The organism is Legionella stuttgartensis, assembly GCF_977063405.2.
On the sequence record NZ_CDRUHA020000011.1, the window covers coordinates 135,566 to 150,024 of the forward strand.

A 14,459-nucleotide genomic window follows, 5' to 3' on the forward strand; every position below is an offset into this window, starting at 1 on the left:
TGTCCTAGGCTAGAACTGTTTCAGATAAGGATTATCAACAAACAGAGGAGTTAACAAGGATGTTTAAGAAAAAAGCAGGTAATGTCAGTAAAACTGCAGATCTAATTCACAGTAATACTCAGGAAGCTACCTCAGTTAAATTAATGAAGAATTTTCTTGAAGGAGCGAGGAAAGACGCCAAGAAATATGATCTAATTGATACTGGTGTCCCCATAAATCCTCATCCATTTTTATCGTATAAAAACCAATATAATCGATTGAAATCTCAGATTCCACCGTTTATTGTCCAGGGTTTGCAAATTTCGGATGAAGAGCCATTTGAGGTAAATCCTGCTTCTCCTTAAAGCCCCCAATTACCTTGTAAATTCGTGAGTGAAATGAAGGAGAATTTGGGGTTTTGATCCATGATAAATCTGGGCGAAGTCCTAATCCGAAATTCTTTTCGTCATTCTGATGGGAACTCTGCGGGAATATGAGGAGAGGGTGGAGATTCCTCGCTCGGGATGACGTTTTGGGGTTTGGGGTGAAGAAGGGTTCTTAAGACCCTTCATTCAAATGCTTAATAATCGGCATGTCCTGGGGTGCGGGGGAACGGAATGACGTCTCGTACATTGGCTAAACCGGTAACATAGCTTACCAAACGTTCAAAACCTAAACCAAATCCAGCATGTGGCACAGTACCATAGCGACGAAGATCGCGATACCATTGATAACTCTCTTTGCTCAGATTGCATTCTTCGATACGTCTATCTAGAACATCAAGGCGTTCTTCGCGTTGACTACCGCCGATGATCTCACCGATTCCTGGTGCTAATACATCCATAGCAGCAACCGTTTTACCATCATCATTGAGGCGCATGTAGAATCCTTTAATTTCTTGAGGATAATTAGTCAGGATTACTGGTTTTTTACAATGAACTTCTGCCAGATAACGTTCATGCTCTGATTGTAAATCCAAGCCCCAACTTACTGGGAATTCAAATTTTTGACCGCATTGCTCCAAAATTTTAATCGCATCAGTATAGGTCATGACTTCAAAGTCTGAGTTCGCTATATGCTCTAAACGCTCAATACAACCTGGGGCAACAAATTGATTGAAAAACTCCATATCATCGGTACGCTCATCTAGGACTGCTTTACATAAATAGCGCAACATCCTTTGACTTAAATCACAAATATCTTGCAAAGTAGCAAAAGCGATTTCAGGTTCAATCATCCAGAATTCAGCGAGATGGCGGCTTGTATTTGAGTTTTCAGCACGGAATGTTGGCCCAAAAGTGTATACTTTTGACATGGCCATACAATAGGCTTCCAGATTTAATTGTCCTGAAACGGTAAGAAAAGTCTCTTTCCCAAAGAAATCCTTACTATAGTCAATTTGGCCGAATTGATTTTTAGGCACATTTAAAAGATCTAAAGTCGATACACGGAACATTTCTCCCGCACCCTCACAATCACTAGAGGTGATAATAGGTGTATGAATCCAGAAAAAACCTTGTTCGTGGAAAAAACGATGAATGGCTTGTGATAAACAATGACGGATTCGGGTAACGGCGCTAATTGTGTTTGTACGAGGACGTAGATGAGCCACCTCACGTAGAAATTCCAGTGTATGACGTTTTGCCTGAATAGGATAAGTATCTGGATTCTCAACCCAACCCACGACCTCAATAAAGTCAGCTTGAATTTCAAAGGATTGGCCTTTCCCTTGGGAGGCAACTAATTTTCCTGAAGCAATCAAAGAACAGCCGGCGTTAAGTTTAGTGACCTCTTCATGATAATTGTCTAAACCATCGGTAGCTACGATTTGAATGGGAGCAAAACAGGAACCATCATGCAAGCTAATAAAAGACAAGCCTGTTTTGGAATCACGCCGGGTTTTTACCCAACCTCTTACGGTAACGTGTTCATCAATGTTGATTTCACCATCCAAACATTGTTTTATGGTAAAAACTTCGGTCATTTTTTAACTCCTCACTCTGTGTATACTTTGCATGGTTATAAGGTATGTTTTAAGTACTTATTAAATTCTATCAGTCTGCATATGCTGATTGAGATAAAGCACAGGTGTAGCGTTACATCAAGCTTTTCTATTGAAGAATTAGTCTGGGTTAGCGAGCCTGGATATGCCAAAATCGCATTTGCGACCCCATGAGTATAGATACCTTTAACCAAAAATCAGATGATACACTGGGGTTATTCGCATTTCTACTATCTTGGTGCCAAAACGTATTGATTTTCTCATTCTATTGCGATATTCATAAGGCAAAACTTTACCTGATTCAATATAATTATTGAGGAACCGTCATGTTGCGTACAATATTCTGCATCTCTTTGTTTTTGTGTTCCGTTGAAGCTGCAGCAAATGATACGGTATTAAAATTATATAGACCTTATGGTGATGTATCAGAGCAGGTAGTCCCTCAAGTGAAAAAGGAGCTTGTGGGTGAATGTTATTCTCAATCTCAATTAATCGTTCGTGAAGATGCTTGGCGTTGTATTGCAGGTGGAAAAACGTATGATCCTTGCTTTGTTAAAGCCGGTCCCAATAGGACAGAAGCTTTATGCCCTCGCTCTCCTTGGAATGGAGAGAGCGTGCGGATTAAAGTTAAAGAGCCTTTGAATAATGAGCAACACATAACCTTAGATATGTCTCGCACTTATCCTTGGGGAATCGAATTAACCAATGGTGAGCAGTGCCACGCGATAAAGTCAGAAAAGATTTATGACCAAATGCCAGTGCGTTATAAATGCAGCAATAAAAATTACTTGGTTGGCTACTTACAGCGATGTAAAAACGTATGGAGTATGCTTGAAAAAACCCCCCAGGGTGTTGTGACTGTAGAGTTAAGTAAAGCATGGTTCTAAAAGTAAGATAAATATTCTGTCTGTAAGCCTATTTATTTTTCATTTTATAAAAATTTTAGTTGATTATGTCATAAAAAAATCTGAAAATTTCTTGTTTTTAAAGCACTTAAACTTATAAAGGATCAAATATGCAAGAAAAACAAGAAACAATATTTGAGGATTCTGGTTTCCTTAAAAATGAACACGAACTTAATCAATTACAAAGTTCTGCGGTTTATCTTCCCCATAGAAAAATTCAATTATTGAAAGAAAATATAAAAAAATTAACAGATGCAATAAATTATTATGATGATGCAGATTTGCAAATTCGTATTTTGGCTAAATTAGGGGAATATAATGAAACTTTATCTGAAGTCTTAGGATCTATTGATAATGCTACACAAAAGGATAAAGACGATCAATTGAAGTATCGAGAGCTTGCAAAACAATATAATCCGAAAATAGTCAATAAATTAGAGCTAGAACAACAAGAAAGTGATCGTTTACTAGCCGTTTCCTTATATGAAGAAGCTCTAGTGGGCGATGAATTAGAGCAGAAGCGAAGAGGTCGTTCCCAACACCTATTCTTTACATCAAGCAATCATGAGCCAACACCAGAAACAGGAGATGAACTATTATCTAGGAACACGATAAAATAATAGGTCCGGATTCATTCCTTGTTCAAGTTCGTGTAACCGTCAAACGATTACACGATTAAATGAGGGATAAAATTGAACTATAGAAGCTCAGGAGCTGCCTTTTTAAATTGCTCTAAAGTCAAACAATGAGCATTGATTTCATTAATGAGAGGATAGTTATTCATTGCAAAATGAAAACGGTGTGCATTATAGACCTGAGGTATAAGACAAAGATCAGCTAAAGTTACAGCATCACCAAAACAAAAGGGTTGGCTGCGTTTGAGGTTCATTAACTTCGCTTCAAAAGCATCAAATCCAGCTTTAAGCCAGTGGTGATACCATTCAGTAACTTGAGTTTCACTGGCTTGAAACTGCTCTTTTAAACGATTTAATACTCTTAAATTATTCAGAGGGTGCATATCACATGCTACGATTAAAGCTAGCGATCGTACCGTTGCCTTATCCAAAGGATTTTGAGGCAATAATGCAGGGGTTGGGTACGTTTCATCAAGATAATCGATGATTGCAAGTGATTGACTAATAATCTGTTCGTTAATTTCTAAACTAGGGACTAATTCTTGCGGATTTACTGCTTTGTACTCTGCACTATGCTGCTCACCACCATGATTCACTAAATGAATGTCAATTTTTTCATAAGTTATATCCTTTAGGTTCAGAGCAATACGCACCCGATAACAGGCTGTGGAGCGAAAATAATCATAAAGTTTCATGGCTTATACCTGTTTAACAACTTGATCAATGGCTCCAAACAAGCTTTTCCCTTGTTTGTCGAGCATTTCGATACGAATTCTATCTCCAAAATGCATAAAAGAGGTTTTTGCTTGGCCTTGTTCTATGATTTCCAGCATTCGTCTTTCGGCAATACAAGAAGAGCCTTTGCTGCGATCGAGATTCGAAACAGTACCTGAACCAATAATAGTTCCTGCACTTAGCACTCTAGTTTTTGCTGCATGTTGAATCAACTCTGGAAAAGAAAACGTCATGTCAATTCCAGCATTGGGTTGACCAAACAATTGTCCGTTCAGATGACTCAACAAAGGTAAATGCACTCGTTGTCCGTCCCAAGCCGTACTTAATTCATCGGGGGTAATTGCTACGGGAGAAAAACTACTTGAAGGTTTAGAATGGAAAAAACCAAAACCTTTTGCTAATTCATCCGGTATCAAATTACGTAATGAAACATCATTGACCAGCATTAACAGTTTAATATGTTGCGCTGCATTTTTATGGTTTATCCCCATGGGGACATCATCAGTAATTACTGCAACCTCTGCTTCAAAGTCGATGCCAAATGCCTCATCTGCAACTAATATGGGATCTCTAGGTCCCAGGAACGAATCGGAACCTCCTTGATACATTAATGGATCGGTCCAGAAATTCTCTGGTAATACTGCACCTCGGGCTTTGCGTACGAGTTCGACGTGGTTCACGTAGGCGCTGCCATCCGCCCATTGATACGCACGCGGTAAGGGCGATGTGCATTGTTGCGGATCAAAATTGAAGGTGTTTTGCAAATGGCCTTCATTAAGTTGTTGTGAGACATTTTGTAACTGTTCCTTTACTGTATCCCAATGATCTAGAGCATACTGTAAGTTGGGCGCAATCTGGGGAACACGTATTGCAAGAGTTAATGCTTGATTGACTAGGCATAATTCTCCATCTCGGGATGATGTTGATTTTAAACTGGCAAGTTTCATAAGCTCCTCTTTAGTAGTTGTGTTTGGGGCAGTGAAATGTATGCGAATTTTGACCATAGGTTGAGTTTTGGGCCACTTTCTTTAAATTAAGTCCATGTGTAGGCGAGGTTATCATTCCCGCCTTCGAGGGAATGATAAAGTTCTTAACTTAAGGGTAGTGGCATTTTGCTGTACCCAGGCTACAAAGTATTTCAGGTCACATTTCTTAAACAGATGTTTCTTTCAAGGTACCGCGTCGGATCTGATCACGTTCAATAGCCTCAAACAGTGCCTGAAAATTACCTTCACCGAATCCTTGATTCCCTTTGCGATGAATAATTTCAAAAAATACAGGACCAAAAATATTTTCAGTAAAGATCTGCAGTAATAATCCATGTTTCGGATCCTGCTCACCATCGATCAAGATTTTTTCTTCTTGAAGTTGCTTGACTGGTTCGTGATGCCAAGGAAGACGATCATGCAACATTTCGTAATAGGTATCGGGAACATCGAGGAATTTAACGCCTTGTTCTCTTAATGAATGTACCGTATCGTAAATATTTTCAGTAGTTAATGCGATATGTTGGATGCCTTCGCCTTTGTATTCATGAAGAAACTCTTCAATTTGTGACAAATCATCTTTCGATTCATTTAAAGGGATTTTAATTTTTCCACAAGGACTACCTAAGGCGCGACTTAACAAGCCAGTCATTTTCCCTTTAATATTAAAATAACGAATTTCCTGGAAGTTAAAAATGGATTCGTAGAACTGAGCCCATTTATCCATATTGCCCCGGAATACATTATGGGTTAAATGATCGATCATCACTAAACCATTACCCTCAACCTTTTTATTACCTTGGTGTTCCCAATGGCCGGAGAAGGGTTGATGTTGATCATCAACAAAATAAATCACACTCCCGCCGATTGCTTGAATTCCAAGTAAACCATGATGTGCGTGTGTGCAATCTTCAAAGGCTATCGCTCCATGTTGTAGTGCATATTCAAAAGCTGCTTTAGCATTTTTTACTTTAAATCCCATGGCGCAGGCACCCGATCCATGAGTCTTGCTGTGTGTTTCAGCTTGGCAATTTGTTGCTGCATTGACGATAAATTGAATCTCACCTTGCTGAAATAAGGTGATGTCTTGGTTTTTATGGAGTGCAGTTGCTTGGAAACCCATATCGGTGAATTGTTGATGTAGGCATTTTTTATCTGGACCTGAAAATTCTAGGAAAGCAAAACCATCTAATCCACAAGGGTTGTTGTTTGTTTGCATTGTTTATTGCTCCTTTAAAAGTATTCGGTACTTATAAAAATCCTTTCCTCAAGAGAGGGGAAAAACATGACACGTAGCCTGGGTGCTGCACTGCAGGCCCAGGAATTTTGAAAACCTGGGTTTCGTTGCACTTCACCCGGGCTACCTTATGTCTTTAAGATGGCTGTACTAAAAATAATCCATCAGCTATAGGTAACAAACTAATAAATACGCGTGGATCATTTTTAATCAATTCATTAAGTTTTCTGATTTCTCTGGTTTGTCCACCCGTTTCATTTTCATCGATTACCTTACCATCCCAGAATATATTATCAATAGCAATTAATCCCTGAGGTTGAATCAGTTTTAATGCCAGTTCATAATAATTCACGTAATTGGTTTTATCGGCGTCTATAAAAATAAAATCGAATTTTTGCTCCCAACCTTCAGCGATTAATGCATGTAATGTGTCTAATGCTCGACCAAGTCGTAATTCAATTTTATGATCTTGCTTGGCTTCTTTCCAGAAAGGATGTGCCTTGCTTGTCCATTCTGCGCTGATGTCACAGGTAATCAGTTTCCCATCATCAGGAAGCATTAAAGACATGGCCAAAGCACTATAACCAGTAAATGTTCCTAACTCCAAAACATTTTTTGCGCGGACTAAGCGTAAAAGCAATTGCATAAATTGTGCTTGTTCCGGTGCAACTTGCATGTTTGCCAGGTCCATGGTGGATGTCACTTTGCGTAGCCCGGTTAGGGAAGGGTGTTCACGCAAAGATTTATCCAGCATGTACTCATAAAGTTCAGAAGTTAGGCTTAAGTGTTTCATATCGTTCGTTCTTTTAAGATAATTTCTCTTTTGCCAAATTATCTGCAATTTCGCTAGTAGGTAGATTTTCCTTAACAGACAAAGCGAAGATTTCAGTTAGATGGCTATAAATCGCATCAATCTGTTGGTTAATTTGTTCTTCGGGAGTATGGAGGTATTTAGATGCAGCAAAAATTAATCCTCCAGCATTAATGACATAGTCCACTGCAAACAAAATGCCTTTATCATGTAATCTTTTTCCATGATAGGTATGAGCTAACTGGTTATTGGCTGCACCAGCGATAATTGTAGTTTGCAATTGAGAAATGGTGATGTCATTGATAATCGCACCTAATGCACAAGGAGCGAATACATCACAAGGAACTTTGTGAATTTGATCCGTACTTACTGATTTAGCACCCAACTCGGTTACAGCGCGCTCGACAGCGGCTGCAGATACATCTGCAACTGTTAGAGTAGCCCCTAATTCATGTAAGTGTCTGGCCAGTAAAAATCCAACATGTCCTAAGCCCTGGATGGCTACATGAATTCCATTCAGGCTTTCTTTTCCTAGTTTGAACGCAACTGCTGCTTGAATGCCGCGAAGAATACCTCGAGCAGTAGAAGGGGATGGATCGCCATCATACTTAGATAAGCTGGCTACATAAGGAGTATGTTCTGCAATGATGTCCATATCTGGTAATTCAGTACCGCTGTCAAGAGCAGTAATGTAGCGGCCATTTAATTCGTTAACAAACCGACCAAATTGATGCATGTACTGAGCACGGTCAAATGGGCCCTTAGGTTTTATAATGACTGATTTACCGCCGCCTAAAGGCAAATTCACTGATGCTGCTTTGAAACTCATTCCTCGGGCAAGGCGCATTGCATCTTGAATCGCAGCGTAGGTACTAGGATATTCAATAAAACGACAACCACCTAAAGCAGGACCTAATTTGGTATTGTGAATGGCGATTATTGCTTTCATTCCAGTTATGGGATCTACTTTGAAATGTAAGTCACCAAAACCATGAGAGAGGGCGTAATCGAGGAAATCATCATCGGCTATTATTTGGTTAGTATTTGATATATTGTCCACAGAAATCATTGCTTTTGCTCCTCTTGCAAATATTTTGCAGAAGTTATATTCCTATTTTTTGATTAAATCAATGGTACAGTTAATAATTTGGTGTCTTTAGGTATGCTGGTATACACTTATTTGATTATTCATCAAACTGGAGAGTGTTATGCGCCAAGTATTTGTTAGAATGCTGACTTTAATGCTAGTTACGCCGTTTGCCTTTGCTGAAGGGATTATACCGCCACCTATTCCACGGCCTCAATTGGTCCTTGATAAAATAGATTTTCAACTTTCAGCAAAGCAGTGGGTGACAACTCAAACTGCTTTATTAGGAGTCAATATCAATGTGACGTTAAGCAGTGCTGATTTGGTGAAGGCGCGAGCTGACATTATGGAGCGATTGAATAAAATAGCAAAAGGGGAGTGGCATTTGACCGAATTCGATCGCTCACAAGATAACTCTGGTCTTGAAAAGTTGTTTGTACAAGCACAAGCACGAGTAAGCCAAAGCGTATTAACTGATATTTATAAAAATGCCAAAGATGTAAGCTTACCAGGGGCAAAATATGAAATAGCCAGTGTTGATTTTAAACCAAGTTTTGATGAAACACAGGCTGTGTTAAGTCAAGTTCGAGAGCGGTTGTATCAACAAGTGAATGATGAGCTTGCTCGTATTAATAAAGCCTATCCAGGGCAAAATTACAGCCTTAGTAGTTTAAATTTTGCTGAAGGAAATAATCCTTCTATACCCCGTCCTTATCAAGCTAAGACAATGAATACTATGATGGCAGGAGAATCAGCTTCAGCACCAGCATTAACCGTCAGTAACGAGTTGATATTAACAGCGATGGTTGAGGTTGCTTCGAATCGCAAGCAATAGACAATGAGTGCACTGTCATTGATTTGAAGTTCTTTCTACCTCCCGCGGACAAGCCGCGAAACGTAAAAGATTAGTAGTTAGACCTAATGGCAAGCTTGATATAAAAAACAAGTATTTAAACAAGGGGAATTAATTTGTTGGTTGTTGAAAAAATTATTGGGCATCGAGGCGCTGCAGCTTATGCTCCTGAAAATACATTGGCTTCATTTGACAAAGCGTTGACTTTAGGATGTCGTTTCATTGAGTTTGATGTAATGTGTAGTGCCGATGGAGAGCCTTTTGTTATTCATGACGATAATTTAAAAAGAACCACTAACGGACGTGGCGAAGTAGGCATGGTTGAAGCTAGTTATTTGCAATCTTTGGATGCAGGCTCATGGTTTTCACGGCAATTTAAAGGCGAGTCTATTCCTCATTTTAAAGAAGTATTGAAATGGTTGTCTTTTGCAGGCGTACAGGCCAATGTAGAAATTAAACCCTATCCAGGAGCAGAAGAACAAACAGCCGTTGCGGTGATGAGTCATATTCAACGTTATTGGCCACAAGGTAAAGAGTTACCTTTAGTGTCAAGTTTTTCCTGGGATGCTCTTTTGTTATGTCGAAGTATTGCTCCGGAAATGCCCTTGGGTTTGCTACTGCATGAATGGGATGAGCAATGGTTACAAAAAGCAAAGCAATTAGATTGTTTTTCTATTCATTTTAATCGGAGAGTGTTAACTGAGCAGCGGGTAAAGGCAATCAAAGCTGCGGGTTATATTCTATGTGCTTATACAGTGAATCGCAGACGTTTGGCTAACAAGTTATTTGGCTGGGGCGTGGATGCGGTTTTTAGTGATTATCCTGACTTACTCGCATGAAAAAATTATTTCTTTTTTTATTCATTATCTTTTCAACTTTCTCGGCCCAGGCAAAACGGGTTGAGTTGGTATTTTGGCATGGAATGGCAGGGCATTTGGGTGATGAAGTTAGATTACTTGCTGATGATTTTAATCAAAGTCAAAGTGAATACTTGATTAAACCTGTTTATAAAGGAAATTATGTAGAAACCCTAACAAGTTTTGCTGCCGCATTTAGAGCCCATCATTCGCCGGCAATCGTGCAGATTTTTGAAGTTGGTACTGCAATAATGGAGTCACCTAATGGAGTAATCAAACCGGTAGACGAATTGATGCGGGAACAAGGAATGAGCTTACCCAAAGAGGATTTTATCCCGTCGGTCCGCGAGTTTTATAGTAAAAATGGACAATTGATGGCTTTGCCTTTTAACCTCTCAGTTGCTACCTTGTATTACAACTTAGATATTCTTGCCAAAGTAGGTTATTCCCAAGCTAATTTTCCCCGCACTTGGTCTGATATGGAGGTGTTGGCAAAAAAATTAAAAAAAGCGGGTTATGATTGCACTTATACCACCGCGTATCCGGGCTGGGTGCTTTTTGAATCCTTTTTGGCGATTCATGGATTACCATTAACACAGGATAATCCTGTACGTGCTGCTTATGCAACACCACAATTAGCCAGTCATTTTGAACGTTTGCAGCGTTGGCATTCACTGCATTATTTTAAATATGCAGGGAGGGTGGATGATGCCACCATTTTATTTACGAGTGGTGCTTGTCCATTATTTAGTCAATCTTCTGGGGCTTATAACAGTTTATCCTCCTTGGTACCCTTCCGTTTAGGCATCGCCAGTATGCCTTTGGATACTGCAGTAAGTCCGATAAGGCACGCTAATGTTGCAGGAGGTGCTGCATTATGGGCCGTAGCGGGGCAATCGAAAGAACATTATAAAGGAATAGCGCAATTTTTTGCGTTTATTGCAAAACCTGAAACACAAAAGCGATGGCATGAGCATACAGGTTATCTTCCCATAGGTTTACAAGGGATCTATGCTGATATTTTGCAAAGCAGTACCCATCCTACTTTATTAATGGCACGTACGGATTTATCAGGTGAATTACATGAACAACCGTTACAACGTTTTGGTCCACAAAATCAGATTCGTGGCATTAACGATGAAGTCTTAGAGGCAATGTTTGCAGGTCTTCTGAGTCCAAAGGAAGCGCTGCAGGAATCTGCGATGCGCACCGATCATGTGTTGTTTCGCTTTGTGAGAAATACCACGGGACAATAATATATTAATGAGTCCTTCTGGTCTTGAATTTTTTTAGGTTGAGTTATAGCAGGTTTTAATCCTAAATATAAAAAAACCCCCGCCGAGGCGGAGGTTTAATCAAGTAAAAGAACATTAATTAATAAGTGATCTCTTGTTTTATTCCAAGTTTGTCTTCCAACTGCGCTGCTGTTTCTTGCATTTTTTTCAATGACAAGCTTCCTTGTTGGATTAGTTTTTCAAGCTCACTATTCTTAACTTTTAGTTGTTCTATTTCCTTGTCTATTACGTCTATGTGTTGTTCTATTCCCTCGATCGCCTCTTTCGACGTCTTACCTTCTTCTACTCCCAGTGTTGGTCTCAAAAGAGTTTCTCTTACCCACTGAAGATAGAAATATGGGTTTCTACCAAATTCCGGTGGAAGACTACCTCCTACTTTTCTTCCGGGAATAAGTGATAACTCTTTTTCTGCCTCAACAAACTCTACGAGCTTGTCTTTTATTTTTCCTTTGATTTCTAAGGCCTTTTGCGTATCATTAAATGTGCCTTTGGCTATATCCAAGTCTTCCTTGAGTTTCTCAATATCCTGAGGTAACGGTTTATATTGTTGAAACAGCCTAGAAGCTTGATAGCCTCTTACTACACTTTGTATCCGAATAATGGCTTGTTCTTCTAATTTTGCCTGTTTTTCTCGGTTCAACATCACTGTTCTTGTTTTTGCTGCCGAATCTTTAGGATGAATGATCTCTTCTACAGTAAGAATTAGACCTTTACCTTCATATCGTTGATCAATGTATTGTTGAGCGCGAGCTGAAACGTCTTTGTTTCTTACACAACGACCCGTTGCCTGCGGTCCTGAAAGAATTCCGTTAATCACATTTATATCAGATTCAATAACTGGCGAATTAGTATTTATAATTTGCACGTTTAAGATATCTCTGATACTTACTCCTGTTGCAATGACCTGGTCCGCTACGATATGCGTTCTTAGACCTACTTCAATCTGAGCCAGTTGGTCATCAATTGAAGATTGCTTTGTACCCATATCAATGGCACTGGCATAATTCTCAGTTGCTTTTAATGCCTTTAAGTCAACTGGAGCAGCTTTAGCCACAATATCCGCTATAGGTTGTGAGGTTTTGATGTTAGCCACTATTTCTTCTGCTCTATCCAAAATCAATTTGGTAATGGCATCCTTTTGTTCTGCTGGTAATTTGGAAATGGGTGCTCCCAGTTTGCTCAGCGCTTCATTTAATTTTATTCTGCTTTTTCCTTCACACCCTTGCAGCTTAGATAAAAACATCTCATGGATATCGTCATTTTTTATCTTATATTTCACAATATGTTGATCCCAGTCTTTTACATATTCTTCCAGTTTATGAGTTCGGTCCTTCTCCGCAAGATCTGTAGGCTTTTCATTAAAGACAAGGGCAAGTGCAAAGCTATTGATTGTTCTTTGAATATCTTTTTGCTGTTCTTTATCGATATCCATTTTTAAATCCACTGCGCGTACAGGGACTCCTTGTTCTATTGTTGTCTTGGCAATCGCGCCATTGAATTTTTTAGCCAATTGCAGTTTAGCTTCAATTTCAGAATCTCTTCTGAGTTCAGCAACTTTAGCTTGGTATTGTTCAATGGTAGCTCCATCTCCGTTTGCAATTTTCTGATACGTTGCAGCTACTTTCTCACGAGTTGCTTTGTCATCAGAAAAGGCCATATTGCGTTGACAACGGATACGGTTCATTTCCAACGCTTGCTCTATAGCCATTTCTTCAGCAAGATTATCTCCAATTCCTGTATGCTTTTTCTTGATCTGTTCTTTTAATTCAACAGGATCAGTATAACCATTCATTCCTTCTGTGAGATAATAATCATCAAAGTAATGGAGTACCGCTTCGGTAACTAAATCTTTCTCTGCTAAATAAGCTACTTCGGGATGAATTGGACGAATGGTTCCTAACTCAATTGCAGCTCCAAGACTTAAATCATCCAAAGGCTCGCCTGAGAAAAGATCATACAATTTGGAAGTCGGTGTCGCTGTTAATGCAAGAATTGAATTGCGTTCCTTTAACCCTTGCAAAATTTGAGCATCTTCCTCATTAAATGTATGACGATGACTTTCATCGATTAACACCATGGAATCTTTAATTTCACCGGCAATAAACTTGAATAAAGGATGCTCGGCCTGTAAAATTATTTGATCAAAATGCTCCACGGAAGAATCATCGGCAATCACTTTTGCGAAATATTCTTTGATTGATTGAATATCCAATTCGGTCAACGGACTATCCCAATCAACGTCGACATTTCGTTTAAGAGTTTCTAAAGTGAAAACGTTAGGCGTATGCGTATTACCGTTGACGACACCTGCTCCAAGCATCTTTTGTGTTTCAAGTGATTGTTGATCAACCAAGGTTTTATCCGGAACAATCATGACTGTGCGTCCAACAGCTTGAGCAATACCTGCCATAACAATACTTTTACCTGAACCTGTTCCCATAACTGCGAGCCGTTGTTCTTCCCCTTTTTTCAGACTGTTGCAAAATTTGGCTAATATTTCAGTTTGATAAGCATGTGGAATAAACGATTTGGTTTCTACGGATAGCCCTTTCTTAGTTACCGCATGAAGATCGCCTTCTTTGTCGTAAATTAATTTAACAGATGCGGCCTGAGTTGGGTCAAAAAATAATTTTCCTCGGCTAACTTCTGCATTTAATTTACTGGTGATATTTACAGTATATTCTTGTTTATCGTCATGGAGCCCATCATAAATCATATCAACAGTATAAACAGCGCCACCAATAGTAATTGCGGCTTCAAGATGTAACTTGCTGTCTTCTTCTACCCATTGACTTTTTGACTCTCCGGGTTTGCCTGCTTGTGCTAAAATCGCTTTAACGATATTTCCAATTTTTGGTTCTTTCTTTGAGTTTTCTACATCAATAAGTTTCTTCGCTGAGCCTACTGTAATTACTGCTCCATTTGTAACAACTTCTTTTAATAAGTGAACGGCTGCAACGGTATCGGTGTAATCTTTAAGATCGTCAATTTGTTTTCCAACAATTTTACTTTCTGCGCCCATATGATTCTCCCCTTAAGAATGCTTTTTTTACATTAGTTTAAGTTAGGTCATTGTG

Annotated in this window: 13 protein-coding genes; 6 read left to right on the forward strand and 7 right to left on the reverse strand. The window is 39.2% G+C overall.

Annotation, left to right across the window (positions count from 1 at the left end; genetic code table 11):
* The first annotated feature begins 59 nt into the window (after positions 1 to 59).
* Positions 60 to 344 (forward strand): hypothetical protein, encoded by a 285-nt coding sequence (locus ACWTEW_RS02885; RefSeq protein WP_454780257.1) that lies wholly within the window; start codon positions 60 to 62, stop codon positions 342 to 344.
* Between the two features lie 215 nt (positions 345 to 559).
* On the opposite strand, the gene asnS is transcribed toward ACWTEW_RS02885, so the two are convergent.
* Positions 560 to 1,963, reverse strand: a complete 1,404-nt coding sequence (gene asnS / locus ACWTEW_RS02890; protein ID WP_454780258.1) for an asparagine--tRNA ligase — start codon at positions 1,961 to 1,963, stop codon at positions 560 to 562.
* 344 nt (positions 1,964 to 2,307) lie between these two features.
* On the opposite strand from asnS, the gene ACWTEW_RS02895 reads away from it, so the two are divergent.
* Positions 2,308 to 2,868 carry a hypothetical protein gene (locus ACWTEW_RS02895; RefSeq protein ID WP_454780259.1) on the forward strand — a complete coding sequence of 187 codons (561 nt, stop codon included), beginning with the start codon at positions 2,308 to 2,310 and terminating at the stop codon, positions 2,866 to 2,868.
* A 128-nt stretch (positions 2,869 to 2,996) separates the two neighbouring features.
* On the forward strand, positions 2,997 to 3,506 hold the full coding sequence (locus ACWTEW_RS02900) for a hypothetical protein (protein ID WP_454780260.1): 510 nt from the start codon (positions 2,997 to 2,999) through the stop codon (positions 3,504 to 3,506).
* Positions 3,507 to 3,583: 77 nt separating this feature from the next.
* On the opposite strand, the gene maiA is transcribed toward ACWTEW_RS02900, so the two are convergent.
* The 5 genes from maiA to ACWTEW_RS02925 form a co-directional block, all read right to left on the reverse strand.
* Positions 3,584 to 4,216, reverse strand: coding sequence for a maleylacetoacetate isomerase (maiA, locus tag ACWTEW_RS02905; RefSeq protein ID WP_454780261.1), 633 nt, complete (start codon positions 4,214 to 4,216; stop codon positions 3,584 to 3,586).
* Between the two features lie 3 nt (positions 4,217 to 4,219).
* Positions 4,220 to 5,203: a fumarylacetoacetate hydrolase family protein gene (locus tag ACWTEW_RS02910; RefSeq protein ID WP_454780262.1), complete on the reverse strand. Its 984-nt coding sequence runs from the start codon at positions 5,201 to 5,203 to the stop codon at positions 4,220 to 4,222.
* A gap of 205 nt (positions 5,204 to 5,408) precedes the next feature.
* A complete protein-coding gene (gene hppD, locus ACWTEW_RS02915) occupies positions 5,409 to 6,461 on the reverse strand; it encodes a 4-hydroxyphenylpyruvate dioxygenase (RefSeq protein WP_454780263.1) in 1,053 nt (350 codons plus the stop codon).
* Between the two features lie 154 nt (positions 6,462 to 6,615).
* A complete protein-coding gene (locus ACWTEW_RS02920; RefSeq protein ID WP_454780264.1) occupies positions 6,616 to 7,272 on the reverse strand; it encodes a class I SAM-dependent methyltransferase in 657 nt (218 codons plus the stop codon).
* A gap of 13 nt (positions 7,273 to 7,285) precedes the next feature.
* Positions 7,286 to 8,359 (reverse strand): Leu/Phe/Val dehydrogenase, encoded by a 1,074-nt coding sequence (locus tag ACWTEW_RS02925; RefSeq protein WP_454780265.1) that lies wholly within the window; start codon positions 8,357 to 8,359, stop codon positions 7,286 to 7,288.
* Between the two features lie 139 nt (positions 8,360 to 8,498).
* Here ACWTEW_RS02925 and ACWTEW_RS02930 point away from each other — a divergent pair, with 139 nt between their 5' ends.
* The 3 genes from ACWTEW_RS02930 to ACWTEW_RS02940 all read left to right on the forward strand — a co-directional run bounded on the left by ACWTEW_RS02930 (position 8,499) and on the right by ACWTEW_RS02940 (position 11,343).
* A complete protein-coding gene (locus ACWTEW_RS02930) occupies positions 8,499 to 9,212 on the forward strand; it encodes a hypothetical protein (protein ID WP_454780266.1) in 714 nt (237 codons plus the stop codon).
* A 137-nt stretch (positions 9,213 to 9,349) separates the two neighbouring features.
* Positions 9,350 to 10,069 (forward strand): glycerophosphodiester phosphodiesterase, encoded by a 720-nt coding sequence (gene ugpQ, locus ACWTEW_RS02935; protein ID WP_454780723.1) that lies wholly within the window; start codon positions 9,350 to 9,352, stop codon positions 10,067 to 10,069.
* Positions 10,066 to 11,343 carry an extracellular solute-binding protein gene (locus tag ACWTEW_RS02940; RefSeq protein ID WP_454780267.1) on the forward strand — a complete coding sequence of 426 codons (1,278 nt, stop codon included), beginning with the start codon at positions 10,066 to 10,068 and terminating at the stop codon, positions 11,341 to 11,343. Before ugpQ ends, ACWTEW_RS02940 begins: the two co-directional genes overlap by 4 nt.
* Before the next feature lie 118 nt (positions 11,344 to 11,461).
* On the opposite strand, the gene ACWTEW_RS02945 is transcribed toward ACWTEW_RS02940, so the two are convergent.
* Positions 11,462 to 14,404: a DEAD/DEAH box helicase family protein gene (locus tag ACWTEW_RS02945; protein WP_454780268.1), complete on the reverse strand. Its 2,943-nt coding sequence runs from the start codon at positions 14,402 to 14,404 to the stop codon at positions 11,462 to 11,464.
* Between the last annotated feature and the right edge of the window lie 55 nt (positions 14,405 to 14,459).

Coding starts and splice junctions, on each gene's coding strand:
- ACWTEW_RS02885 (WP_454780257.1), top strand. CDS start 60: ATGTTTAAGAAAAAAGCAGGTAATGTCAGTAAAACTGCAGATCTAATT.
- asnS (WP_454780258.1), bottom strand. CDS start 1,963: ATGACCGAAGTTTTTACCATAAAACAATGTTTGGATGGTGAAATCAAC.
- ACWTEW_RS02895 (WP_454780259.1), top strand. CDS start 2,308: ATGTTGCGTACAATATTCTGCATCTCTTTGTTTTTGTGTTCCGTTGAA.
- ACWTEW_RS02900 (WP_454780260.1), top strand. CDS start 2,997: ATGCAAGAAAAACAAGAAACAATATTTGAGGATTCTGGTTTCCTTAAA.
- maiA (WP_454780261.1), bottom strand. CDS start 4,216: ATGAAACTTTATGATTATTTTCGCTCCACAGCCTGTTATCGGGTGCGT.
- ACWTEW_RS02910 (WP_454780262.1), bottom strand. CDS start 5,203: ATGAAACTTGCCAGTTTAAAATCAACATCATCCCGAGATGGAGAATTA.
- hppD (WP_454780263.1), bottom strand. CDS start 6,461: ATGCAAACAAACAACAACCCTTGTGGATTAGATGGTTTTGCTTTCCTA.
- ACWTEW_RS02920 (WP_454780264.1), bottom strand. CDS start 7,272: ATGAAACACTTAAGCCTAACTTCTGAACTTTATGAGTACATGCTGGAT.
- ACWTEW_RS02925 (WP_454780265.1), bottom strand. CDS start 8,359: ATGATTTCTGTGGACAATATATCAAATACTAACCAAATAATAGCCGAT.
- ACWTEW_RS02930 (WP_454780266.1), top strand. CDS start 8,499: ATGCGCCAAGTATTTGTTAGAATGCTGACTTTAATGCTAGTTACGCCG.
- ACWTEW_RS02940 (WP_454780267.1), top strand. CDS start 10,066: ATGAAAAAATTATTTCTTTTTTTATTCATTATCTTTTCAACTTTCTCG.
- ACWTEW_RS02945 (WP_454780268.1), bottom strand. CDS start 14,404: ATGGGCGCAGAAAGTAAAATTGTTGGAAAACAAATTGACGATCTTAAA.